Below are 23,898 nucleotides of genomic sequence, written 5' to 3'. Positions count from 1 at the left end.
GGAAGAGGCGGGGCGCGGCGACCGCGGCCCGGCGGCGCCGTTGCCCTATTCTAGGACGGTTACGGAAGCGCGGCCGAGCGTCTGTTGCTGCTCGGCCGGGGCGAACGGCCGGTACCGAACCGGTTCGGCCGTTCGCAGGTCGAGGGTGAGCGGGAACTCGGGATTCGGCTCCTCCGGCGGGACGCTCACCGGGCCGGGGGTGTGCCCGAACGCGAAGAACCGGGCGATGCGGCGGCTCTCGGCCGCCAGGGCGTTGACCGGGAAGTTATCGTGCGACAGCCCGCCCGGGTGGGACACGTGGTAGGTGCAGCCGCCGATGCTGCGGTCGTTCCAGGTGTCCAGTAAGTCGAACACTAGCGGCGCGTGGACCGGGATCGTGGGGTGCAGGCAGCTCGGCGGCTGCCACGCGCGGTACCGCACGCCGGAGACGAACTCGCCCCGCGTGCCCGTGGGGTGGAGCGGCACGCGGCGGCCGTTGCACGTGAGCACGTGCCGCGGGTCGGTGAGCCCGCGCACCTTCACCTGCACGCGCTCGACGGACGAATCGACGTAGCGGCTGGTGCCGCCCGCGGCGGCCTCCTCGCCCAGCACGTGCCACGGCTCGATGGCGGTGCGCAGTTCGAGGTTCACCCCCCGGTGCGTGACGGCGCCGAGTACGGGGAACCGGAACTCGACGTGGGGCGTGAACCACGCGGGGTCGATGGCGTACCCGCCGCGCTCGCGCAGCTCGTCGAGGACGTCCGCAAAGTCTTCCGACACGAAGTGGGGCAGCATGAACCGGTCGTGCAGCGACGTGCCCCACCGCACCAGCTTGTGGTCGTAGGGTTTGCGCCAGAACCACCCGACCAGCGCCCGCATCAAAAGCTGCTGGGCGCAGCTCATGCGGGCGTGCGGCGGCATCTCGAACGAGCGCAGCTCCAGGAGCCCCCGCCGCCCCTCGGCCGAGTCCGGGTTGAACATCTTGTCGATGCAGAACTCGGCCCGGTGCGTGTTCCCGGTTATGTCCGTCAAGAGGTTCCGGAACAGTCGGTCCACCAGCCACGCCGGCGGGCTCCTCCCCTCCCCCACCTGTCCGAACGCGATCTCCAGTTCGCGCAGCGCGTCGTGGCGCGCCTCGTCCACGCGCGGGTGCTGACTGGTCGGCCCGACGAACAGCCCGCTGAACAGGTACGACAGCGACGGGTGGTTGTTCCAGAACCCCACCAGGCTCTTGAGCAGGTCCGGGCGGCGCAGGAACGGGCTGTCCGCGGGGGTCGAACCGCCGAGCACGACGTGGTTACCGCCGCCGGTGCCGGTGTGGCGCCCGTCGAGCATGAACTTCTCGGTACACAGCCGGGCCTGGCGGGCCTCTTCGTACAGCGTGGTGGTGATGTGAACCGCCTCGTCCCACGACCGCGCCGGGTGCATGTTCGCTTCGATCACGCCCGGGTCGGGGGTGATGCTGAAGTGGTTCACCCGCGGGTCGTGCGGCGGCTTGTAGCCCTCGATCAGCACCGGCCGGTCGAGCTTCGCCGCGGTGGTTTCGACGGCCGCGACGAGGTCGAGGTAGTCTTCGAGGAACCGCGCCGGCGGCATGAACACGTGCAGCACGCCGCCCCGCGGCTCGACGCACAACGCGGTGCGGACGACGCTCGCGGGCCGGTCGGCGTGCGCCGTTCCGTTCGTGGACGGCTGCGGGGCGCGGCCGCGCCCGTCACGTCCGCGCGGCTCCAGCGGCCGGCCCCACACGTCGAGGAACGAGTCCGGCGCGGTGCGGGCGAAGCCGGCGGGCACCGCGGGGCCGATCATGCGCGGTGGGAGCGGCCCGCGCGCCGCGAACGGGTCGCGCGGCTCCATGAACTGCCGCGCCGACGGGTCCTCCCACGGGACCGAGTCGAGCGGCAGCCGGAACCCCATCGGGCTGTCGCCCGGGATCAGGTACAGGTGCTCCTTCCGCAGGAACCACGGGCCGCTCTCCCACCCCGAGCCCGCCCCGAAAGCGCGGCGCAGGGGGAGCACGGTGCCGACCGGGCTCCCGAGCTTCTGCTCGAACACCCGCGCGAGCCGCGCGCGCTCCTCGGGGTCGTCGAGCTTGCTGTTGAGCGGGTCGACGTTCGTCGGCAGCCGGCGCTCGCGCCACAGGTAGTACCACGCGTCCTCGTACCCCGGCAGCGCGTGCCGCGAATCGACCCCAAGAACCTCCGCCAGTGTCTGCACGAACCGGGCGGCGTCCGCGGCCCCGAACCCGTACGCGCGGTCCCCGTCGGCGGTGAGCGTGGGGTCGATCCAGATGGGCTCCCCGTCGAGCCGCCAGTAGCACGAGAACGCCCAGCGCGGGAGCTGCTCGCCGGGGTACCACTTACCCTGCCCGTAGTGCAACAGTCCGCCGGGCGCGAACTTGTCCCGAAGGCGCTTCAGGAGCGTCACGCCCTGTTTGCGCTTCTGCGGCCCGAGGGCGGTGATGTTCCACTCGGGGGCGTCGCGCTCGTCGACGCTCACGAACGTCGGCTCGCCGCCCATCGTGAGCCGCACGTCCCACTCGCGCAGGTCGGCGTCGATGCGCTGGCCCAGCGCGTTGATCGCCGCCCACTGCCCCTCGGTGTACGGCTTGGTGACGCGCGGCGCCTCGTCCAGCCGCGTCACCGACATGTGGAACTCGAACCCCTCTTCGACCTTGTCGTCGTCGCCCTTTTTGGCCCACGAGTACGAGCCGGTGACGGGCGCCGCCGACTGCGGGTCGGCGGTGCAGGCGAGCGGGATGTGCCCCTCGGCGGTCATCAGCCCGGAGGTGGGGTCGAGCCCGACCCAGCCGGCGCCGGGCAGGTAGATCTCGGTCCAGGCGTGCAGGTCGGTGAAGTCGGCCGACGGGCCGGCGGGGCCGTCCAGCGGCTTCTCGTCGGCGACGAGCTGGATCAGGTATCCCGATACGAAGCGCGCGGCCAGGCCGAGGTGGCGGGCGAGTTGAACGAGCAGCCACGCCGAATCGCGGCACGACCCGCGGCCGAGTTCGAGCGTCTCTTCCGGCGTCTGAACGCCGGGCTCCATCCGGATAACGTACTCGACCTTGTCTTGAACCGCGCGGTTCAGGCCCACCAGGAAGTCGATGGCCTTCTCGCCGCTCTTGCGCTCCCGCTCGATCAGTCGCTGCAAAAGCGGGCCGGCGGGGAGCGTCTCGAAATACGGGGCCAGTTCACGGGCGATGACGGCGTCGTACCGGAACGGGTACTCCTTCGCGTACTCCTCCACGAAGAAGTCGAACGGGTTGATCGGCGTCAGGTCGGCGATCAGGTCCACCGTGACGACCAGTTCCCGCGCCGGCTTCGGGAACACGAGCCGGGCGAGGTAGTTCGAGTACGGGTCCTGCTGCCAGTTCAGGAACTGCTCGGCCGGCTCGACCTTCAGGGAGTAGCTCGGCACCGGCGTGCGCGCGTGCGGCGCCGGCCGCAGCCGCACCACGTGCGGCATGAGCGTGACGGGCCGGTCGTAGGTGTACTTGGTGACGTGCTGGAGCGCGACCCGGATGCCCATTCGTGTGGTTCCTGTGGCAGGAGAGCGGGCGGAAGAAGTCTTCCCCTCTGGGGGGGGGGCGGCCGTCTCAAGTCGTCAGGTCCCAAGTCACCAAGTCGGCAGGCCCCATCCGACCGGACGCCCCGACTCGACGACTTGGGACTTGACGACTTGAGACGGCCGCCCTTACGACTGACTCTGGCTCTGCGTCACCGTGGCCGGCCCGGGCCGCACGCCGGAGCCGGGCGGGCGCACGTCCGCCGCGAAGAACGCCGCGTGGACCGCCTCGCCGATCCGGTGGACCGAATCGACCACGTGCGTCAGCGTCTCGTGCAGCCCCTCGCGGATCACGTCCGGGATCGCCCGCGCGTCGAGGTACGCGATCAGCTCGCCGATCAGCCGCTCGGGCTTGGTGCGGTCGCGCCCGACCGGGTTGCCCGCGGCGGCCGCGGTCGCGGACTCGCACTCCCACAGGCACCGCTTGATCGACCGCGGGAACTGCTCGTCGAAGATCAGGAACTCGGCGACCGCGGTGGCCGGGTCCATCGGGGCGGCGCGGGCCTTCTTGTGGAACGGCTCGTACCCCGAGCAGCTCATCAGGATCGCGACCCAGTGGGCGTTGTCGACCGGGCTGCCCACGTCCTCCACCTTCGGCAGGAGCGTGTGGTACTTCACGTCCATGATGCGGGCCGTCTGGCTGACGCGCTCCAGGTACGTGCCGAGCTTGAAGAACTCCCACGCCTCGCCGTGGCTCATGGTGGCGTCGGCGATGCCGTGCAAGAGCTGGTTGATGCGCCGCACCTCGGCGTAGAACTCGCTCCGGTTGCCGTCGTACAGTTCCCGGCTCTCGGGCGCCTGCATCCAGAGGTGGTAGTGGTTCATCCGCTCCCACATCTCCGCGGAGATCACCTCGCGGATGATGCGGGCGTTCTCCCGCGCCCATGCCAGCGACGACGCGATGCTGAACGGGTTCTCCCGGTCCCAGGTCATGAACGCCTGGACGCGCTCCGCGGTGGGCTCTTCGGCGTAGTCGTGGATGCCGGAGATGATGAGCGCCGGCCGCCACTGCTGCTCCACCGGCACGTGGAAGTCGAGCAGCAGGGTGTGGTTGACCTCCAGCACGCGCGCGGTGTTCTCCGAGCGCTCCAGGTACCGGGCCAGCCAGAAGCAGTGCTCCGCAACACGAGAGATCATGCTCGCTCCACGGCCTCTCTACCGGGGGCACCGGGCGGGGGCCCGGTGTTGCCGACACGCGTTCGGTCCCGTCCTCACTTCTCCAGCACCCACGAGTCCTTGCTGCCGCCGCCCTGGCTGCTGTTGACCACCAGCGAGCCCTTGGTGAGCGCGGTGCGGGTGAGGCCGCCGGGCAGCACCCACGTCGAGCGCCCCGTAATTATGTACGGGCGGAGGTCGAGGTGCCGCGGGGCCACACCCTCTTCGGTCCAGGTGGGGCAGGTGCTGAGCGTTACAACCGGCTGGGCCACGTAGTTCCGCGGGTTCTCGCGGATCTTCTCGGCGAACTCCGCGCGCTGCGCCGCCGTGCTCGACGGCCCCATCAGCATCCCGTACCCGCCGGACTCGTTGACCGCCTTCACCACCAGTTCGCCCAGGTGCGCGAGGGTGTACGCGCAGTCGTCCGGGCGGGCGCAGATGTACGTCGGCACGTTCTTCAGGACCGGCTCCTCCGACAGGTAGAACCGGATCATGTCTTCCACGTAAGGGTACACGGCCTTATCGTCCGCGACGCCGGTGCCCACGGCGTTGGCGAGCGTCACGTTGCCCGCGCGGTACGCCCGGAACAGCCCCGGAACGCCCAGCAGGCTGTCGGGCCGGAACGTTTCCGGGTCTAGGAAGTCGTCGTCCAGGCGGCGGTAGATCACGTCGACGCGCTGCGGGCCGCGGGTGGTCTTCAGGTACACAATGTCGTCGTGGACGAACAGGTCGGCGCCGAACACCAGTTCGACGCCCATGTGCCGGGCCAGGAAGCTGTGCTCGAAGTACGCCGAGTTGTACTGCCCCGGCGACAGCACCACCACGCACGGCGGCGCGCCGGCGCCCGCCGGCGCCACCGACGCCAGCGCCTCACGCAACCGGTGCGGGTAATCTTCGACGCGGCGCACGCGAATGTCCGCGAACAGTTGCGGGAACACCTTCTTCATCACCGCGCGGTTCTCGAGCACGTAGCTCACCCCGCTCGGCGTCCGGCCGTTGTCCTCCAGGACCAGGAACTGGCCGTCCACGTCGCGGATCAGGTCGGTGCCACAAATGTGAACGTACACCCCGCCCGGCGGGCGGAACCCGACCACCTCTTTGCGGAACCCCTTCGACCCGAGCACCAGTTCCGCCGGCACCACGCCCTCGCGCAGGATCTTCTGCTCGTGGTACACGTCGTACAGGAACAGGTTGAGTGCCTGCACGCGCTGCACCAGCCCCTTTTCCAGCGCGGCCCATTCGGCGGCGGGGATTGTGCGCGGGATCAGGTCGAACGGGAAGATCTTCTCCACCCCGCGGCGGTCGGAGTACACGCTGAACGTGATCCCCTGGTTCACGAACGCCAGATCGGCGCCGCTCCGTTTAAGCTGGAACTCGTTGTGCTTGAGCTTCCCGAGGCGGTCCACGAGCGTGGCGCAGTGTGCGTGCGGCGCTCCGGTGCGGTTAAACAGTTCGTCCCACGCGGCCGGGTGTGCGGAGTACCCGTCGAAGAGTCGCGGCATCGAATAAACACCGTTCGTACTCGGAGCGAGCCGCGGTTGTGTACCGACAGTGGACATTGGGCAAGTCCTCGTGCCACAGAACGAGGCTCGCATTGCACCGAGAGCGGGCAACGCGAACCAGTTTCGCACTCAGAACGGGCTGCATTCGAAGATGTATGGTGCGAATTGCAACTGTGATGCCGGGATAGTCAGCAACACAATTTTCGGCAATGGACGGCCCGTGAGCGCAGGCGCGTCTGATCGGTTGTCGAACTTGCCGGCTGTCTGTTCTGGTTTCGGTGTTACGTCCCCGATAGAGATGTCTTGGACTACAACTACGAGCAAGTTGCCGGATTTAACGCGCCGACCGTTCAGTTGCCCAGCCGCGGACGGTGCGGTCCAGTCATTACCATCCGTTATGCGGGCCAAACCCGCGCTCCAGTTCAAGAAGCGCCATGAGCACTACCGCCGCCAGCGTTTACGACATCTCTGTCAAGGCCATCGACGGCCAGCAGACTACCCTCGAGCAGTACCGGGGCAAAGTGCTGCTGGTGGTGAACGTCGCCAGCAAGTGCGGCTTCACCGGTCAGTACAAGGGGCTCGAAGAGCTGCAACGCAAGTACAAGGACCGCGGGCTCGTGGTGCTGGGCTTCCCGTGCAACCAGTTCATGGGCCAGGAGCCGGGCAACGAAGAAGAGATCAAGAGCTTCTGTTCGCTCAAGTACGATGTGACGTTCCCGATGTTCGCAAAGGTGGACGTGAACGGCGGCGCGGCGCACCCGCTGTACCAGCACCTCAAGGACGCCGCCCGCGGCACGCTCGGCACCCGCGGCATCAAATGGAACTTCACCAAGTTCCTCGTGGACCGGAACGGCAACGTGGTGTCGCGCCGCGGCCCGACCACGACCCCGCAACAACTGGAAGCCGAAATCGAAAAGCTGCTGGGGTGACGCGATGAGTGACGAGGCCGGTTTCCTGAAGGCCATCGCCGACCACCCGGCCGAGCGGGCCACACGCCTCGCCTACGCCGACTGGCTCGACGAACAGGGCCGCGCCGCCGAAGCCGAGTTCCTCAAGGTACAACTCCAAGTCGCGGAACTCAACGCGCGGCTGATCGAACTCGGCGGTCAGGCTGGCGCAGAGTGGCTGGCCTCGGTTGGGAACCCGCAAGCCGAACCAGACCGGATAAAGCTGCGGGCGGGTCGAGAGATTCGGTTGAACGCGCTCCGACAATGGAACTTTTACGCGGGGTTGCTGGAAGGCGCGCCCACGACCCAAATGAATCGCGAGCACGTTCAGCGGATCGTTGCCGAAGAGCAACTGCGACGCGGCGAGGTGCCGTACCTCGTTCAGCCGCGCGAAAGCCCCATCGAACAGGTCGCCCCTCACCGAGCACCGTGCGGATTGCTTCCCGCGATCGTGTGCGTTGGAGAATTCGACTCGTTCGAGCCGACCCGAGACAAGAACCAAGACGGATCACAACTGACGATCATCTGGTTTCAGGATGACTACGCATTCCCGATCGACCCGGCTGCGCGTGAACAGATTCGTGCCATCGATTGGGACACGTACGCCCACGACTTCTCTTGGTGAGTGCTCACCAGTTGGCCGGAATCACCTCGCCGAGGTTGCGGGTCTGGATGCCCGCCCACACGCTCGGGTTGACGCTGTTGCTGATGCTGTGAACGGAGCCGTCGCCGAACAGGCAGTTCAGCCCCTGCGTGTGACGGCTGTAGAAGTCGTCGATGTGCGACTCCGGGGCGTTCGGCTGGTGGTCGCCGCGCCCGAGCACCAGGAAGAAGTGCCCTTCCGCCTCCGACGGATCACGACGCAGCGGCACCTCCGCGCCCGGTATCGCGCCGGTCCACGTCGAGAGCGCGATGTCGCTGCTCCGCTCGCCCACCACGAACGTGTTGCTCAGGCCGTCGGTGATGTCGCCGAACCGCACCGTGCTGTTGCGGAAGAAGGTGCCGTTCCCCGCGCTCGGGGCGTTCACGGTTTCGTCGGGTTCGTTGGTGCCGAACACCCCGACGTAGTTCGCGTGCGCCACGGTGGTGGGGTTCGCCCCGGACGTGGTGAACGTGCCGATCCGCTCGTCCGACGGGCACAAGAACACGGGCAGCACTTGCGTGCGTGGGGTCGCGTGAGCGGTCGCGCCGATCGCGGTGTTGGTGTCGATCAGGCGCCGCACGTTGCCCTGTTCGAGGTCATCGAGCAGGAACGTGGCCCAACCCCACCCGGCGCCCTGTTCCACCCCGCTCACCACCCGCGTCGAGTACCCCGGGGGCAGGGCGTTGTTGCGGTCGTGGTAGTTGTGGAGCGCCAGCCCGATCTGCTTCATGTTGTTCTTGCACTTCAACCGCGCCGCCGCTTCGCGCACCTTCTGGACGGCGGGAAGCAGCAAGCCGATGAGGATCGCGATGATCGCGATCACCACCAGCAGTTCGATCAGCGTGAAACCGGCCCGGCGTGCATTGAATGACATGATGTAACCCTCACGCCCGAAATTAGACGGCGTGAGGATCAAGATAACGGGCGTATTACTCGGTTCAACTCAAAAAGAGAAGATTTCACGCGATTACGACGCGGCGCTACTTTTTCCCGGGCGGTGCCAGCAGCGCGTCGGCCTTGGTGGGGTTCTTCTGCACGTAGTTCGCGACGCCGTTGAAGAACTCCAGGAACTGTTCGGCGCCCTGCTCGGCCACCTTCGGCGCGGCCGGCCCCAGGAGCCGCAGCGCGAGGTTCGCGGCCCGGCTGTCGCTCACCAGGAAGAGCTGCACGCTGGTGCTGAACGACGCCACCCCGTCCTTTGCCGCCTTTTGCGGGTGCGACAGCACCGCGACCGCCTTCACCGGGACCGACGGCGTGGCGGGGCCGGGCTTCACCTTCCCGGTGGCGTACCACACGCGCCCGTCCCGGAACGTGCCGACCGTGCGCCACACCACCTCACTGCCGTGCTCGTCGGTCCACGAGAACAGCCCGTTGCCGGCGTCGGTAATCGGCACCGCCGGCACCTTCAGCCGCTGCCACGCCAGCGCCACCCGGTCCGGGTGATCGAACAGCCACTCGTACATGGTGGCCGTGCAGATCAGGTCCGGGGCCGTGGCCTTCGTGGACACGGTCGGCTTGTTCACGACGCTCATGACGGCGTCGCGGTAGTCCGCGTGGACCACGTCGGCGAGCCGGACCCGCACCGGCCCGGCGGTGTTGGGCAGCGCCGGCGCGGCGGGGGCCGCGCCGGGGACCGCGGCCGACATCGCCGGCGGTTCAGCGGCCGCCACACCGCCGGCGAGCCCGCCGAGCAACACACTGAACGCTTTGGCTGTTCGATTCATGGGCACCTTCGTCCGTGACGCCCGGAAATGGCGGTTCGCGCGGAACCGCGGCCTGCGGCCCGAGTCAAGATCGAGCGCCGCGGGGCCGCGGCATCAGTAATTCCGGTTACCAGGGCCGGTTGCTCTTGCCCGGTTGCCGGGGGCCGGGGTACCCTCCGCGGCGCACGCAGTCTGCCGGCGCGCCCCACAGTCGCGCGCAGTTGGAGGAGCCAGAGCCATGACGCCCCCGAAGAAGTGGACCGTTCGCGCCGCCGGGCTGGTGCTGACAGCCCTGACGGTCGTCGGGGTGTGGGCGGCGTTCAACGCCTCGGTGATCCGCGCGCGGTACGCGGCCCAGCAGCTCCGCACGGTCGGCACGGACCAGGAGCGCGACCAGTGGGCCGACGCCCTGGTGACTTACGGCGCCCCCGGGTTCGGGCGGCTCGTCGAGTGCGTGAAGACGGGCAACGAGCCGGCCCGCGCCGCCGCGGTCGGGGCGCTCGACCGGCACCTGAGCGCGCTGCCCGACGGCGACACGCGGGCGGTGACCATCTGCGCGACGGTGATCGAGGCGTACCCGTCCTGCGGTCCGGAAGGGAAGGCGGGGGTGCTGCGGCTCGTGCCGACGGTTCTGAACCGCACCGGCGGGGCCTACGCCGACCGGTGCCGGGCGATCATCGCGGAGTGCCTGAAGGCGCCGGAACCGGACGTGCAACTGGCGGCGGTCAAGATCGCGATCCACCCCGAGATCCGGCTGCGGGCCGAGGTGGTGCCGCTGCTCACGTCTCCGGAGCCGGCGGTGCGGAGCGCGAGCCTGTTCGCGGTCGCCGGCTCGGCGGACGGCGAGGAGGTGCTGCGCGACGACGAACTGTTCAAGTGGCTCCACGACCCGGACCCGGGCGTGCGCCGGGTGTGTCACGACGCGCTGGTCACCCGCGACCGCACGGACGTGGAGATCACGCTCGGCCGGCGGCTCACGCACCCGGACGCCACCGAGCGGCTGAAACTGCTTTTGGACCTGCGTTACGACCACGACGTTGCCGACCCGGAGCAGTGGCTCGACCGGCTGAGCCGCGACCCGGAGCCCGCGGTGCGTGCCGGCGCGGCGCGGGTGATGGTCGAACTGGCGCGCGGGCGGAAGCTGCCGATGCCGATCTGGGTCGGCCGGGTTGCGGACGCGGACATGCACCCGACGGTGCGGTCGGTTGCCGACTACTACCGCGCGCTACCGCCGGTCCCGCCGGAGAGCGTAGGCCCGGCCGGCGGGCCGTGAGGTTCCGTCGCTTCAGGTTAGTTGACTGCCCACGCCACCCGCCTGCTGACACAGGCGGTTCGACAAGTCATGGTCGAACCGCCTGTGTCAGCAGGCGGATGGGACCTTAATGGGCGCGGACAACTGGAGCGGCACCAGATAGTCACACACATCACGTGAAATGACACATTCGCGAGTTCCCGAAGCTCGCAGCCAGTCGTCGGACGCACTTCTCGTGAGCTAAAAAAGTGAAAAATGTGTCACAAACGGACACATTGCTCCTTGACGGCGCATCTTACCCGCTTTTACAGTGGAAGCGTAACAGAATGTGCGCCGACGGCCCGCGCAATTCTGACGCCTTTTTCCACCGCTTCCGCGTTTTATCGTTCGCCCGCGAGGTGTTTAGTTCACGGCCTCACACGCCCGTCTGGCGTGGTGGTTGGCCGTTGAAGGGCCTGGGAATAGGGTTCGGTGCCTCGCACCGATCGGTTTTCACCCACGGAAAGATAAACACCAATGCTCGTGCTGTCCAGGAAAAAAAACGAGTCGATTGTCATCAACAACGACATCGTCATCACGGTGGTAGAGATCCGCGGGGACAAGGTGCGGCTCGGCATCGCGGCCCCGAAGGACGTGCCGGTTCACCGGCAGGAAGTGTACGACGCGATCCACGGGGCCAAGGCCCCGGCGGTGACGAACGGCGGCCAACCGGACGAGACCGACGGCACCGGCTGAGCACCTTTCGCCCATCTCACGCGAGCCCGCTCACGTTCTGTGAAGCGGTCACTTCAACATTGATTCCGAGTCACACCGAATCAAGCCGCCGCGGACCGGGCACGGCCCGTTCGTCAGGTCGTGCCCTTGCGCCCGCGCGGTCGCGCCGGGTCACTTCAGCTTCGTGAACTTGATGTCCGTGAACTCGACCTTCATCGGCGGCCCGGCGTGCGCCTGGAACGCGATGATCCCGTCCTTCGGGGCCGGGTTCTTGCCCTTGTTGTCCGGGAACTCCTCGTCGACGGTGACCTCGCCGTTGAGCGTCACGGTGACGTGGTTGCCTTTCACCACGATCTTGTAGTCGTTCACCTCGGCCGGCTTGGCCGCGTCCTTCTTCGGCTTCAGCAGGTACCCGCCGACGCCCTCGCCGTACAGCCCGCCGAAGTACCCCTTGCCGATGTCCACCTGCGGCCCGCGGACGCGGAACGACTGCTTGTCCCCCTCCTTGTCGAACCGCTCGCTGCGGACCTGGAAACCGCTGTTGCCGACCGCGTTCACCAGCCGCACCTTGCACGTCAGCTCGAAGTCGCCGTACTTCGCCTTGGAGCAGAGGAACGTGTTGTACTTGGGGTCCTCTTTGGTCTCGCCGGTCACGCTCTTGGCCCTGGCGTCGATCTTCCAGATGTCGGCGCGGCCCTCCCAGTTGTCCGGGTTGAGGAACTCGGAGGTGTCGTCGGCCCGGACGGCGGGCGCGACGAAGAGGGCCGCCGCGACCAGGGCGCTGGCGCGGGAGAGGTTCGGGAGGCGCATCGTCACGTGCTCCAAACTGTAAGGGGGAACGTCCCGGCGGGTAATCGATGGCGGGACGGTGACATGGTTACGCCGCGCGCGGGCGAACGCAAGAGGCAACCGCGCCGCGTTGCCGCCCCGCGGCCGTCAGCCTACGCTCAACCCTGTCCCGCCCGCCCCGCGCCACCGCACCGCATGCGCGCTGCCACGGGGGCCACCGCCCCCGCTCCCCAAGGAGTTGTCCGTGTCGTTACCCGCTCCCGGCGCCGCCGGAATGTCCCCGCTCGTCCGCTGGCTCGTGCTGATCGTCGCCGCCATCGGGTTCCTGTTCGATACTTACGAGCTGCTCATGTTCCCCGTGATCGGGGCGCAGGCGGTGGCCGAGCTGCTGCACGTCGAACAGACGTCCGACGCGGTGCGCCAGTGGGGCGGCCGGATGCTCTGGATCGCGGCCCTGGCGGGCGGGGTGTTCGGGCTGCTCGGCGGGTTCATGGTGGACCGGTTCGGGCGCAAAACGGTGATGGTCGGCAGCATCCTCGTGTACTCGCTGTCGCCGGTCGCCGCGGCCTACAGTACCGAACTGTGGCACCTGGTGCTGTTCCGCTGCACCACGTTCATCGGCGTGTGCGTGGAGGCGGTTGCGGCGGTGGCGTGGCTCGCGGAGCTGTTCGAGGACAAGCGCCAGCGCGAGCGCGCGATCGGGTGGACGCTCGCGTTCGCGTCGCTCGGCGGCATCCTCGTGACGGAGGTGTTCAACGAGATCGTCGCGGACCTGAAAGCGCACCCGGAGGGGCTGCCGTGGCTCAACAAGGTCGGCATCGCGCCGGCCGCGTGGCGGTACACGCTGCTCACGGGTCTGGTGCCCGGCGCGCTGATCCTGTTGTTCATGCCGTTCGTCCCCGAGAGCCGGGTGTGGAAGGCCCGCAAGGCGGCCGGCACGCTGAAGCGCCCGAGCCTCGGTGAGCTGTTCTCGCCGGAACTGCGGCGCACCACGATCGTGACCACGGTGCTGTCGGCGTGCGGGTACGCGGCGGCGTTCGGCGCGCTGCAGTTGGGACCGCTCGTGATGGCCGCCGGGCTGCCCGCGGTGAACGAGGTGCGGAAAGAAACCCCGGACCGCGTGAAGGCCGCGACCGCCGAACTCAAGGGCACGAAGGCCGACACGCCCGAGCACGCGGCGGCCAACGCGAAACTGGCCGCGGCGAAATCGGCCGTGCCGACCGTGATCAACGAGAAGCGCGGGGAGATGCAGCGGTGGCAAGAGGTCGGCGGGCTCCTGGGCCGCATCCTGTTCGCGGTGCTGGTGGTGTACGTTTCGAGCCGGATGCTGATCCGCTCGTTCCTGCTCCCGGGGCTCGTCCTGTTCCCGCTCACCTACTTGGTGCTGTACCAGGGCAACTTCGTGCTGTTCTCGATCGCGGTGTTCTTCTGCGGGCTGATGACGGTGGCGCAGTTCAGCTACGTCAGCGAGTACCTGCCGAAGGTGTTCCCGCTGCACCTGCGCGGCACCGGTAGCGCGTTCGCCACCAACGTGGGCGGGCGCATGTTCGGCACGATGGCCGCGACACTGAACACGGAGTTCCTGTCGACGCTGTTCCTCCAGGGCGAGGGTCCGGAGAAGAACCCGCTGCGGGTGGCGACCGCGGCCGCCATTATCGGGGCTGCGGTGTACGCTGTCGCGCTGATCGCATCGTTCATGCTGCCAGAGCCGAAGGACGAAACGCCCGCAACCGCGGAGCCGAAGCCCCCGGCGTCACCGGAAGCGACGGCGCCGGAGCAGAAGATCGCGTAGCGGGCGTAAGAGCCGCTCCCCGCCCCTTAAAACGGGCGGGGAGCGGCTCTTACGCCGCGGTCGGCTCCTCATCACCACTGTCACCGGGCCGATCGGGCACGAGCAGCGAGTACACGCACGGCACCACGAACAGCGTCGTGAACAGCCCCGCCACCAGCCCTCCGAGCACCGCCCGGCCCAGCGGCACGTTCGCCTCGCTCCCTTTCGCCAGACCGAGCGCCATCGGGATCAGCGCGAAGAACGTCGCCATCGCGGTCATCACCACCGGGCGCACCCGGATCGCCCCGGCCCGCTTGATCGCCTCGTTCGCGGTCAGCCCTTCGGCCTTTTGCAGGTTGATCGCGAAGTCGGTCAGCAGCACCGTGTTCGACACCACGATGCCCACCATGAAGATCACCCCCAGCAGCGACTGGATGTTCAGGGCGGTGCCGGTCACGAACAGCACCAGCACCACCCCGATCACCCCGACCGGCACGGCGGACAGCACCACCACCGGGATGACGTAGGACCGGAACAGCGCGACCAGCAGGAAGTAGATCAGCACCACCGCGGCGGCCATCCCCATCGCTTGGTACTTGAACGTGGTCTGCATCTTCTCGTACTCGCCGGAGAGCGTTACCTTCGCGCCCTCCATCGGCTTCGGCTCTTGCTCGTCCGGGTCGAACGGGGTCCACCCGCCCGCTTTTCGCTCTTTACCGAACTTCGCCACCACCTTGTTTACGTCCTCCGCGACGTGCCCGAGGTCGCGGCCCGCGACGCCCATCGTCAGGTCGATCGTCGGCTGTAGGTTCGTGTGAACGATCTCCGACGGCGACCGGGTGGGGCGGATCGTCGCGATCGTGCGCAGGCTCACCGACTTCTTCTGCGTCGGGCTGGTGATGGGGATGTCGAGCAGCGTTTCCAGCGAGGTCACGTCGCCCTCGGGGTACTGCACGCCGACGTAGTACTGGTTGTGGCTCACCGGGTCGAACCAGAAGTTCTTCTTGTTGAACTGCACGCTGGAGTTGAACGCGGCGACCACGTTCTTCATCACCTCCGACTGGTTCAGCCCGAGCGACGCGGCCTTGGTGCGGTCCACCTCGATCACGTACCCGGGGTAGTTGAGCCGCTGCACGATCCGCGCGTCCACGACGCCGTCCACGGCGCGCACCTCGGCCAGGATCTTCTCCGCCACCCGGCGGTTCTTTTCCAGGTTCTTGCCGGTCACCTTCACGTTCAGCGGGGTGGACTTCCCTTCGTTCATCGCGGACCGGATCAGCCCGCCCGAGTCGAACGCGAACTCCAGGTTCACCCGCGAGAACGGCGCCACCCCGTCCGGCAGTTCCTGCGCCGCCGTCTTGCGCGTATAGGTTTCTTGCAGCAACCGCTCGAACTCCGGGTCGGTCGCGAACCCGCCCCGCAGCGCCGCCACGCACTGCTGCGCCGACTTCACCCGGTCGGGCTTGAGCTGCACCTTCACGACCGCGTCCATCGGCCCGCTGTTGGGGGTGAACGCCGCGGACCAGTCGGCCGTGAGGCCCAGTTCGCTGATGACCAGTTCGAGGTCGTTGCCGGTGACCTGCTTCACGTACTTCTCGACGGCCTCGACGTAGCCCTCGGTCACCTCGATGCGGGTGCCGGAGCCGGCGCGGACGTACACCTCGAACGACCCCGCGTCCACCTCGGGGAAGAACTCCTGGCGCAGGTGCGGGCCGATCAGGACCACGACTGCGGCCAAAAGTGCGAACGCGCCGCCGATGACGAGCACGCGCGCCTGGAGCACCGCCGTCAGGAGCGTGGCGTACCCTTTGAAAACGCCATCAAGGAACGATTCCCATTTCTCGAACAGGAGCCCCCATGGACCGCGGGCGGGCGGCGTCTCGTGCTCGTTCTTGTGCTGGTAGTCGGTCTCGTGCGTTTCGACCGGGCCGGGGTGCGGGTGGTGCCGCATCCACGCCGCGCAGCGGGTCGGGACGAAGGTCATGGACACCAGGTACGCGACCACCATCGCGAACGCGACCGCCAGGAACATCGGTTTGAACAGGAACGGCCCGAGGCCCGGGATCAGGGCCAGCGGGAGCAGCACGAGCAGGGTGCAGAGCGTGGCCGCGAGCGCCGGCAGCGCCACCTCGCTGGCGCCGAAGAACGCCGCTTCCCTCGGCCTGGCCCCCAGCCCGAGGTGCCGGTGCGTGTTCTCCAGCACCACAATGGCGTTGTCCACCAGCGGCCCGATGGCGAGCGCGAGGCCGGCGAGCGTCATCACGTTGATGGTTTGCGTCGCCCCGAACAGGCACGCCACCGCCCCCAGCACCGCCACCGGCACCGTGAGCACGGCGATGACGGTCATGCGCCACTCGCCCAGAAACAGGAGGATGACGAGCGAGCACAGGACGGCCCCGAGCACGCCCTCTTCGGCGAGGCTGTGAATGGCGCTCTGAACGTACACCGACTGGTCCATCACCAGCTTCAGGTCCACGTCGGGCGTCGTGAGCCGGTCCTTCATCTCCGGCAGGTCGCCGCGCAGGTTGTTGACCACGCCGAGGGTGCTCGCCCCCTGCTGCCGGTACACCGGAATGTACACCTGCCGGCGCCCGTCCACGCGGACGATGTTGGTCTGGATGATGTTGCTGTCGCGCGGCTGGGCCACGTCGCGCAGGAACACCATCTGCCCGTCCCGCCCGGCCCGGATGGGCACGTCGCCCATGCGGTCGATGAGGTCGTACATGGAGTTCGAGTCGAGCGCGTAGTCCACGCCGCCGAACTTCGCGCCGCCGGTGGAGAGGAACACGTTCGAGCGGTCGAGGGCGTCCATCACGTCCAGCGGCGAGAGCCCGCGGGCCTGGATCGCCTGCCGGTCCAGGTACGCCAGCACGGTGCGCACCTTCCCGCCGTACACCACCGGCGCGTTCGCGCCCGGCGCGGACATGATCATGCTCCGCACCTGGTACCGGGCCGTGTCGAACAGCACCGACTCGCCCTGCGTCTTGCTGTTGAGCGCGACGATCGCGACCGGGGTGGACGAGGTCGGGTCGTAGGGCAGCACGACGGGCGGCAGGGTGCCGGGCGGCAGGTTCGGGATGGCGGCCGTCGAGAGCGAGTTCACCTGCGTGAGGGCCGCGCTCGGGTCGGTGTCGTCGGAGTAGTAGTTGCGGATGATGCTGGCGCCGACGATGGACCGCGACTCCTGGCGCCGGGTGCCGGCCGCCTGCCCGACCCACCGCTCGGTGCGGGCGGTGATGCCGGACTCGACGTTGGTGGCCGACATGCCGCCGTAGAACGTGAGCACCTGCACCGCGGGGGCCTTGTACACCGGGAGGATGTCGGCCGGGATGCTGCCGAGCGCCGCCCCGCCGCCGATGGCGATGGTGAGCATCAGCACGGTGATCGCGCGCGGGTTGCCGAGCGAGAACCGGATCAGTGGGTTCATCGGGTCCGTGTGGGGCGATTGGTGCGAGCGGGGCGAGGCGAGCGGCGGGCCTGAGCCCGCCGCGTGCGCGTCAACGAGCGCGAACTTGGCGGGCGGTCAGTGCCCGCCGGCCGGGCCGGCGGCCCCCGCGACCGCGACCGCGGTGCCGTCCTCGACCGCGCCACTCGCGCGGAGCACGACCTGGTCCGCGGCGGACAGACCGGCCGCGACCTCGATCTCCACGCCGTTGTCCGCGCCCAGGGTCACCGGCAGCGTGGCGACGTGGTCGCCGCGGACGACGCGCACAGCGCCGTGGTTCGTGCCGGAGCGGCTCACCACCGCCGCGGTCGGGACGCGGACCGCGTCCGCGGCCCCGGTTTGGAGCTTCAGCGTGACCCGGCCGTACATCCCGCGGCGCAACCGCCCGTCCGGGTTCGGCACGTCGATCTCCGTGCGCATGGTGCGGGTCGCCGTGTCCTCGGACTCGGCGCACCGCGACACCCCGCGGGTGTCGAACACTTGCCCGCCGAGGGCGTCGATCACCAGCACTGCGGGGTCCCCGGTGTTGACCAGCGGCACGTCGCGGTCGGGCACTTGCACGACGACCGTCATGAGGTCGGTGCGCTCGACCGACAGGAGCGGGACCGCCCCCCCCTGGTCCGCGGACCGGATGAAGTCGCCGACCTGGAACGAGCGCCGGGTGACGACGCCGGTGTACGGCGACCGGATCGCGGTATAATTGAGGAGCACCTCGGCGCGCCCCAGTTCCGCCTGGGCCACACCGACCTCGGCCTTCGCCTGTTCCAGGTCGGCCTTGGCCTGCGTGATCTTGGCGCGGGCGGTCGCGGCGCGCTCGGTCGCGGCGTTGACCGACTCCTTCGCCTCGTTCTCGGCTTCCTGGGCGGAGAGGAAGAAGTCTTCTTGCTCGTCCACCACGCGCGGCTCGATGGCCTGTTGCTTGGCGAGGTCCTTGTACCGCGTGAGCTGCTTCTCGCGGTACTGCCGGTACGAGCCCTTCGCGCGGACCATCGCCTTCGCCAGCGCCACCGACGCGTCGGCCGACTTGGCTTCCGACTCGGCCGCCAGGACGTGCGCTTCCACCTGCCGCACCTTCGCCTCGGCGGCGTTGAGCCGGGCGCGGTCGCGCTCCACCTGCTTCTCCTGCTCGGGCACCGCGATCCGGGCGAGCACGTCGCCCTTCTGGACCCGGCTGCCGATGTTGACCGTTTGTTCCGCGAGGAACCCCGACACCTTGGAGTACAAATCGGCCGACTGGAACGGCTCGACGGTGCCGGGCTGCACGCACACGCGATCGATTCCGCCGGCGCGGGGGTGGATCACCTCGACGCTCACCGCGGGCTTCGTGACGCCCGCGGTCGGTCCCTCACCGGCCGACAGCGGCTTGGCGCGGGTGGCGAACCAGACGCCGGCCCCACCTCCCGCCGCGGCGAGCGCGAGCAGCACGAGGCGCGAGCGGCGAAACAACGACGAGGGGTGTGAACTCATGGCAGTATCCGCTTCCGGTGACGTGCGAGTATTTAAAGGGTGAGGCGCACAGCAACAGACGTGCCGTGAGGTCGAAAGGTCGAAATCACTGAAGATTAGTGCGCGATAGGTGCGAGCGAGAACGAATCGACGACGAGAGCTTCACCGCGGCGGAGAATATTTCGCCGCATGAAACATACCCGTGCGTTCCCGGGACCGCGGCCCGTCCCGACCGCCTTTGCTCGGCGAGTTCTATTGCGAATCGCCGATCCTGGCGCGAGCCCGCCCGCGAAGCGGCTCGCGTGTTTTCTCTGCGGAGCGTGACCGTCCCGGCGGCGCTCCGCAGCGTTCATTCCGCGGGTGCGTCGGCAACGACCTTGTCGAGCGTGATGCCCAACTCGCGGAGCTTCGTGCGAAGTGTCGTGCGGTTAATCCCGAGCAGATCGCTCGCCTGCGCCTGGTGCCCGTGCGTGCGCCGCAGCGCCCGGGTCAGCAGCTCGCGCTCGACCAGCGATGTCACCCGGGCGTGAACGTCCCCGGCGCCGTCCTGGAGCATCGCTTCGATGGTGCCACCGAGGTCGAACGGTGCGGCGCCCGCCGCGGTTGGTACTCCCGCAGGCGTCGCGCCCGGAGCGACCAACCCGGGAAGATCGGCCGGCGCGAGGACGTGCCCGACGGTCTGATACACCGCGGCACGGACGCAGTTCTGTAACTGGCGCACGTTCCCCGGCCAGTCGGCCCGCTGGAGCAGGTCGAGCGCCTCCGGCACGAACCCGCGGACGTCGCGGTTCGCCTCCCGCGCGTAGCGGAACAGGAAGTGGTGCGCCAGTTCCGGGATGTCCTCGCGCCGGTCGCGCAGGGCCGGCACGTGGATCGTCACCACCTTCAGCCGGTAGTACAGGTCGTGCCGGAACTTCCCCTCGGCGATCAGCTTTTCGGGGTGCTGGTTGGTCGCCGCCAGCACGCGCACCCGGGTCGCGATGGCCTGGCTCCCCCCGACCCGCTCGAACGTCTGGTCCTGGAGCAGGCGCAGCATCTTCGCCTGCGCCGCCAGCGGCATGTCGCCGATCTCGTCGAGCAACAGCGTGCCGTCGCCGCACTGCTCGAACTTCCCGACCCGCTGCCGTTCGGCGCCGGTGAACGCCCCCTGCTCGTGGCCGAACAGCTCGCTCTCCACGAGCGTGTCGGGGATGGCCGCGCAGTTGATCGCCAGGAACGGCCGGTCGGCCCGCTTCGAGTGCGAGTAGATCGCCCGCGCCACCAGTTCCTTGCCGGTGCCGCTCTCGCCCAGAATGAGCACGCTCGCGTCCTGCGGCGCGATGCGGCCGATCAGTTTGCACATCTCCTGCATCACCGGCGAGCGCCCGATGATCCGGTCCTCGCCCGGGTCGGTGGGCAGCGCCGCCGGCTCGCGCATCAGCCGCGCGGCCTCGAACGCCCGCCCCAAAACGGCGCTCATCTGCGCTAGGTCGACCGGCTTGGTGAGGTAATCGAACGCCCCGCGCTTCATGGCCTCGATGGTGGTTTCCATCGTGCCGTAGGCGGTGATGACCACCACCGGGCGCCGCGGGTCGGCGGCGCGCACCTTCTCGAACAAATCGAGCCCGGTGCCGTCGGGGAGTTGCAGGTCGGTAACGATGACGTCCGGCCGGTCGCGTCCGACGGCCGCCCACCCCTCCGCAACACTCCCGGCGGTGAGCACCTCCACGTCCGGCCCCGAGAAGGCCCGGCGGAACGAGTGGCAGATGATCGGCTCGTCGTCGATGACCAGGAGCTTTGGCATGGCATTCAGCGCGCGTGGGGAGCGGAGGTGAGGAGTACAACCGCGGGCGCATACGCCTCTCACCCTCCCCTTCCCCTCGGGAGCGTGAGTGTGAACGCGGCGCCGCCCTCGGGGCGGTTGGTGGCGGTGAGCGTGCCGCCGTGGTCGCGGGCGATGCGGCGGGCGACGGTCAGCCCGAGCCCGGTCCCGGTCGGTTTCGTGGTCGCGAACGGGGTGAACAGCTTCCCCATCGCCTCCGGAGCGATTCCCGGACCGGAATCGTTCACGGTTACGGTCGGGGGGCCGTCCGGCGTGCCTTCGACGCGCACCGAAACGTTTCCGCCCGTGGGCGTCGCGTCAACGGCATTAAATAGCAAATTCGTGAGCAGCGAAAGCATCTGGTCGCGGTCCGCGGAGACCGGCAGTGGGGCGGCCGCCAGTTCGACCTTCACGGCCACGGGCTTGCGCTCCGCCCGGGCGCGGGCGCGGTTCACCGCCTCGGACACCAGCACGCGGAGGTCGTGCGGTCGGCACTCCAGCGGCGGGGTGCGGGCGAAGTCGAGCAGCCCCTGCACCGTGCGCTCCATGCGCACGATTTCCTGGCGGATCAGGTCCAGGTCTTCGGACGTGAGTGACGCCGGGCTCTCGGACCGCAGTGCCCCCTCCACAAGGAGCTTGATCCCGGTGAGCGGGTTCCGCACCTCGTGAGCGACGCCGGCCGCGAGCCGCCCCACCGCGGCCAGTTGCTCCGCCCGCAGCAGGTCGCGCTCCTGGTCCTGTAACCGCCGGCACACCTCCGTCACCCGCTCCACCACGCGGTCGAACTGTTCGCCCAGGTCGGCGGGCGGCGGGTCCACGGACAGCGCGCCGACCTCCTGGTCGAGTTGTGACTGAACCGCACGCACCCGGACCGACAGTTGCGCGGCCCGCCGCCGCTGCCCGCGGGCGGTCGCGTACCCGGTCACGAGCCCGCCGAACGCCCCCGCGGAGCCGAGCGCCAGCAGCACCCGCCCGGCCCACGCGGTGTCGGTCTCGCTCCGGGCCAGTCCGGCGTCCATTCGGGCGCGCTGCCGGTCGGACAGTTCGCGGCACGGCTGAAGCAGACCGCGCATCGGGTGCGCGTCCGACCACCGGACCAGTTCGGTCAGGTTTGTGATCGGCTCCGGTGACCCGCCGGAGCCGAGCTGCTGCTTGTACGTCGCGTAGTCGGACTCAATGACCGCGAGCAGCTCCGCGTCCTCCGCGGTGATGTCGGCGCGGATGGCAGCGAGCGCGGCGTCCGCCTGTGCGGTGTCGTGCCGGACGACCTCGCGCCGCGCGCCCGTCGGGTCGGCGGCGCACACAACGGAGTGGAACCGGAGGTGCCGCAGTTGCACCTGGAGTTCGTCCGCCGCTTCCATCCGCGCCGCGTCGTGCCGCACCGCCCGCGCCAGGTCGCTCTGGAGCCGGTTGATGTACCAAGTGCTCGCGAGGCAGGCCGCCGCGAGCAACCCGCCGAGCACCACGAACGGCCACGAGGACCGGGCGAACAGGAACTGGTTCATCGCGCCCCTCGAACGGCTGTCACGGCCCGGCACCCATTTTATCCCGCGGGCTGAAAGGGCGCGCACCCGGGACGGTATGAGAAGCGAGCTTTTCGGCCCCGGCCGCTCGAATTGCCCCCGCGGCGTTGACACCGGCCTTCCGGCCGCCGAAACTGATCCCGTTGCCACGCACCCCACGCACGGAGTGAACCATGCTGAGCCTGTTCGCGCACCACGCGGAGGCCTTCTTCAAAGTCGAGATCAACGGCCGCGACTACCCGGACGGGATGACCGAGCACGCCATCTTCGCGGCCGTCGCGGTGTTCGTGCTCGGAATGATGAGCTACGGCATCTACGCCGGCATCCGTGACTTCCGCCGCTGGCGCCGCCCGGTCGAACTGAAAGCGTAAAGTCTCCCGCCCTGCGCGAGATGTGCGCTCACCGCACAACCAGAAACTCCGAACGAAGCTTGTCGGTCCGTCGGTTTAGCTCGTCGCTCTGCGACAGGACGATGTTGCGTCGTCCGAGCTTCTGCCTTCACACCCCGCGCGGGGAGCGCTGTTCCAGCACCGCTATCGGCGGCCCCCGCCGGTGGGGCCGTGCAGCCTGGAAGAACCCCGCCGCTCGTGGTTCTGCACGGCCCCACCGGCGGGGGCCGCCGGCGGTGCCGTGAGCGCTCCGCACCACAGGTTCAGAAGTAAACGACGGCCGACACGCGAACCGGGAAGGCGATCGCCTTCCCGGTTTCGTTTCTGCGGTGCGTGTGTTACGCTCGGGCGGTTTCACCTCTCGGAACCCCACTCATGCGCTACGCCACTCTCCTCGCCGCCGCGCTCATCATGCCCGCACTCGCGGCGGCCGCCGACCCGCCCAAAAACGCCCCGCCGATCGAGCCGCCCGCCGACCCGAAAGCGACGAAGATCGTCCTGATCGCCGGCTCGAACTACTACAAGGCCGGCGAACACGACTACGTCGCGAACTGCGCGGTTCTTGCGGACCTGCTGAAGCAGACCCCGAACGTCGCGCCCGTGCTCGCGCTCGACTGGCCCAAGAAGGCCGACACGCTCGACAACGCCAAGGCGGTCGTGTTCCTGTTCGACGGGGCCGAGAAGCACCAGGCGCTCAAGGGCGAGCGGCTCGCGCAGGTGCAAAAGCTGATGGACGCGAAGGCCGGGCTCGTGCAGTTCCACCAGACGGCCGATTACCCAAAGGACTTCGGCGCCAAGGCGCGGGAGTGGAGCGGCGGCGCGTGGGAGAAGGGTGCCGGCGAGCGCGCCCACTGGGTCACGACGTTCGACAGGTTCCCGGAACACCCGGTGTGCAACGGGGTGAAGCCGTTCAAGATCGACGACGGCTATTTGTTCAAGAACACGTTCGTTGCCGGCATGAAGGGCGTGACGCCGGTCCTGCGGACGTGGAACCCGAAGACGACCGCCAAACCTACCGGCGGGCAGGACGTGGTCGCGTGGACCTACGAGCGGCCCGAGGGCGGGCGGGCGTTCACGTTTACTGGGGCGCACCTGCACGCCAGCTTCGCGGAGGAGGGCTACCGGCGGTTGCTGGTGAACGGCATCCTCTGGGCCGCGGGCGTGGACGTGCCCAAGGAGGGCGCGAAGGTCGATCTGGACCCGTCTGAATTGCCCAAGTACCTGAAGCCCGCGCCGGCGAAGAAGTAGCCGCTTGCGGCCCGCGCGGGGTGCGGT

General features: G+C 68.8%; 17 protein-coding genes. 7 read left to right on the top strand and 10 right to left on the bottom strand.

The features are described 5' to 3' along the window. Positions 1 to 45: 45 nt before the first annotated feature. From GobsT_RS04230 to GobsT_RS04220, 3 genes are all read right to left on the bottom strand, one after another. Positions 46 to 3,507 (bottom strand): transglutaminase family protein, encoded by a 3,462-nt coding sequence (locus tag GobsT_RS04230; RefSeq protein WP_010050202.1) that lies wholly within the window; start codon positions 3,505 to 3,507, stop codon positions 46 to 48. 165 nt (positions 3,508 to 3,672) lie between these two features. Further along, a complete protein-coding gene (locus GobsT_RS04225) occupies positions 3,673 to 4,680 on the bottom strand; it encodes an alpha-E domain-containing protein (protein WP_109571297.1) in 1,008 nt (335 codons plus the stop codon). Positions 4,681 to 4,754: 74 nt separating this feature from the next. Then, a complete protein-coding gene (locus GobsT_RS04220) occupies positions 4,755 to 6,200 on the bottom strand; it encodes a circularly permuted type 2 ATP-grasp protein (RefSeq protein WP_109571298.1) in 1,446 nt (481 codons plus the stop codon). A gap of 434 nt (positions 6,201 to 6,634) precedes the next feature. Here GobsT_RS04220 and GobsT_RS04215 point away from each other — a divergent pair, with 434 nt between their 5' ends. Together GobsT_RS04215 and GobsT_RS04210 are read left to right on the top strand one after the other, a co-directional pair. Then, entirely contained in the window at positions 6,635 to 7,129 is a 495-nt protein-coding gene (locus GobsT_RS04215) for a glutathione peroxidase (protein ID WP_010050994.1), read from the top strand. A gap of 4 nt (positions 7,130 to 7,133) precedes the next feature. Next, complete coding sequence (locus GobsT_RS04210) at positions 7,134 to 7,772, top strand: TIGR02996 domain-containing protein (RefSeq protein WP_010050992.1); 639 nt, start codon at positions 7,134 to 7,136, stop codon at positions 7,770 to 7,772. 4 nt (positions 7,773 to 7,776) lie between these two features. Here GobsT_RS04210 and GobsT_RS04205 read toward each other — a convergent pair whose 3' ends face one another. Together GobsT_RS04205 and GobsT_RS04200 are read right to left on the bottom strand one after the other, a co-directional pair. Then, the gene (locus GobsT_RS04205) at positions 7,777 to 8,664 is read right to left on the bottom strand and encodes a DUF1559 domain-containing protein (RefSeq protein ID WP_010050990.1); all 888 of its coding nucleotides are present in this window, start codon (positions 8,662 to 8,664) and stop codon (positions 7,777 to 7,779) included. A 106-nt stretch (positions 8,665 to 8,770) separates the two neighbouring features. Further along, entirely contained in the window at positions 8,771 to 9,514 is a 744-nt protein-coding gene (locus GobsT_RS04200; RefSeq protein ID WP_010050987.1) for a hypothetical protein, read from the bottom strand. Positions 9,515 to 9,731: 217 nt separating this feature from the next. Here GobsT_RS04200 and GobsT_RS04195 point away from each other — a divergent pair, with 217 nt between their 5' ends. After that, a complete protein-coding gene (locus GobsT_RS04195; RefSeq protein WP_109571300.1) occupies positions 9,732 to 10,766 on the top strand; it encodes a HEAT repeat domain-containing protein in 1,035 nt (344 codons plus the stop codon). A 495-nt stretch (positions 10,767 to 11,261) separates the two neighbouring features. Continuing rightward, positions 11,262 to 11,480, top strand: coding sequence for a carbon storage regulator CsrA (gene csrA / locus GobsT_RS04190; RefSeq protein ID WP_010052196.1), 219 nt, complete (start codon positions 11,262 to 11,264; stop codon positions 11,478 to 11,480). A 150-nt stretch (positions 11,481 to 11,630) separates the two neighbouring features. Here csrA and GobsT_RS04185 read toward each other — a convergent pair whose 3' ends face one another. Then, complete coding sequence (locus tag GobsT_RS04185) at positions 11,631 to 12,269, bottom strand: 3-keto-disaccharide hydrolase (RefSeq protein WP_010052189.1); 639 nt, start codon at positions 12,267 to 12,269, stop codon at positions 11,631 to 11,633. Positions 12,270 to 12,492: 223 nt separating this feature from the next. Between GobsT_RS04185 and GobsT_RS04180 the strand changes: the two genes are divergently transcribed. Beyond that, a complete protein-coding gene (locus GobsT_RS04180) occupies positions 12,493 to 14,040 on the top strand; it encodes an MFS transporter (protein ID WP_232068330.1) in 1,548 nt (515 codons plus the stop codon). A 49-nt stretch (positions 14,041 to 14,089) separates the two neighbouring features. On the opposite strand, the gene GobsT_RS04175 is transcribed toward GobsT_RS04180, so the two are convergent. From GobsT_RS04175 to GobsT_RS04160, 4 genes are all read right to left on the bottom strand, one after another. Further along, positions 14,090 to 17,446 carry an efflux RND transporter permease subunit gene (locus GobsT_RS04175; RefSeq protein ID WP_109571302.1) on the bottom strand — a complete coding sequence of 1,119 codons (3,357 nt, stop codon included), beginning with the start codon at positions 17,444 to 17,446 and terminating at the stop codon, positions 14,090 to 14,092. A 96-nt stretch (positions 17,447 to 17,542) separates the two neighbouring features. After that, positions 17,543 to 18,931, bottom strand: a complete 1,389-nt coding sequence (locus GobsT_RS04170) for an efflux RND transporter periplasmic adaptor subunit (protein ID WP_010049238.1) — start codon at positions 18,929 to 18,931, stop codon at positions 17,543 to 17,545. 328 nt (positions 18,932 to 19,259) lie between these two features. Continuing rightward, positions 19,260 to 20,693 carry a sigma-54-dependent transcriptional regulator gene (locus GobsT_RS04165; RefSeq protein WP_010049235.1) on the bottom strand — a complete coding sequence of 478 codons (1,434 nt, stop codon included), beginning with the start codon at positions 20,691 to 20,693 and terminating at the stop codon, positions 19,260 to 19,262. Positions 20,694 to 20,752: 59 nt separating this feature from the next. Beyond that, on the bottom strand, positions 20,753 to 22,216 hold the full coding sequence (locus GobsT_RS04160) for a sensor histidine kinase (RefSeq protein ID WP_109571303.1): 1,464 nt from the start codon (positions 22,214 to 22,216) through the stop codon (positions 20,753 to 20,755). A 191-nt stretch (positions 22,217 to 22,407) separates the two neighbouring features. Between GobsT_RS04160 and GobsT_RS04155 the strand changes: the two genes are divergently transcribed. Both GobsT_RS04155 and GobsT_RS04150 read left to right on the top strand, forming a co-directional pair. Next, positions 22,408 to 22,605, top strand: coding sequence for a hypothetical protein (locus tag GobsT_RS04155; RefSeq protein ID WP_109571304.1), 198 nt, complete (start codon positions 22,408 to 22,410; stop codon positions 22,603 to 22,605). Positions 22,606 to 22,998: 393 nt separating this feature from the next. Beyond that, complete coding sequence (locus GobsT_RS04150; protein ID WP_033200338.1) at positions 22,999 to 23,871, top strand: ThuA domain-containing protein; 873 nt, start codon at positions 22,999 to 23,001, stop codon at positions 23,869 to 23,871. Positions 23,872 to 23,898: the final 27 nt, after the last annotated feature.

Source organism: Gemmata obscuriglobus, from assembly GCF_008065095.1.
Lineage (GTDB): Bacteria > Planctomycetota > Planctomycetia > Gemmatales > Gemmataceae > Gemmata > Gemmata obscuriglobus.
This window is presented reverse-complemented; position numbering and strand designations above follow the sequence as displayed.

What these genes read in the sequence shown, in the direction of transcription:
- GobsT_RS04175 (WP_109571302.1), bottom strand. Translation starts at nt 17,446, where the DNA reads ATGAACCCACTGATCCGGTTCTCGCTCGGCAACCCGCGCGCGATCACC.
- GobsT_RS04185 (WP_010052189.1), bottom strand. Translation starts at nt 12,269, where the DNA reads ATGCGCCTCCCGAACCTCTCCCGCGCCAGCGCCCTGGTCGCGGCGGCC.
- GobsT_RS04160 (WP_109571303.1), bottom strand. Translation starts at nt 22,216, where the DNA reads ATGAACCAGTTCCTGTTCGCCCGGTCCTCGTGGCCGTTCGTGGTGCTC.
- GobsT_RS04155 (WP_109571304.1), top strand. Translation starts at nt 22,408, where the DNA reads ATGCTGAGCCTGTTCGCGCACCACGCGGAGGCCTTCTTCAAAGTCGAG.
- GobsT_RS04165 (WP_010049235.1), bottom strand. Translation starts at nt 20,693, where the DNA reads ATGCCAAAGCTCCTGGTCATCGACGACGAGCCGATCATCTGCCACTCG.
- GobsT_RS04230 (WP_010050202.1), bottom strand. Translation starts at nt 3,507, where the DNA reads ATGGGCATCCGGGTCGCGCTCCAGCACGTCACCAAGTACACCTACGAC.
- GobsT_RS04220 (WP_109571298.1), bottom strand. Translation starts at nt 6,200, where the DNA reads ATGCCGCGACTCTTCGACGGGTACTCCGCACACCCGGCCGCGTGGGAC.
- GobsT_RS04200 (WP_010050987.1), bottom strand. Translation starts at nt 9,514, where the DNA reads ATGAATCGAACAGCCAAAGCGTTCAGTGTGTTGCTCGGCGGGCTCGCC.
- GobsT_RS04205 (WP_010050990.1), bottom strand. Translation starts at nt 8,664, where the DNA reads ATGTCATTCAATGCACGCCGGGCCGGTTTCACGCTGATCGAACTGCTG.
- GobsT_RS04195 (WP_109571300.1), top strand. Translation starts at nt 9,732, where the DNA reads ATGACGCCCCCGAAGAAGTGGACCGTTCGCGCCGCCGGGCTGGTGCTG.
- GobsT_RS04150 (WP_033200338.1), top strand. Translation starts at nt 22,999, where the DNA reads ATGCGCTACGCCACTCTCCTCGCCGCCGCGCTCATCATGCCCGCACTC.
- GobsT_RS04210 (WP_010050992.1), top strand. Translation starts at nt 7,134, where the DNA reads ATGAGTGACGAGGCCGGTTTCCTGAAGGCCATCGCCGACCACCCGGCC.
- GobsT_RS04170 (WP_010049238.1), bottom strand. Translation starts at nt 18,931, where the DNA reads ATGAGTTCACACCCCTCGTCGTTGTTTCGCCGCTCGCGCCTCGTGCTG.
- GobsT_RS04215 (WP_010050994.1), top strand. Translation starts at nt 6,635, where the DNA reads ATGAGCACTACCGCCGCCAGCGTTTACGACATCTCTGTCAAGGCCATC.
- GobsT_RS04225 (WP_109571297.1), bottom strand. Translation starts at nt 4,680, where the DNA reads ATGATCTCTCGTGTTGCGGAGCACTGCTTCTGGCTGGCCCGGTACCTG.
- csrA (WP_010052196.1), top strand. Translation starts at nt 11,262, where the DNA reads ATGCTCGTGCTGTCCAGGAAAAAAAACGAGTCGATTGTCATCAACAAC.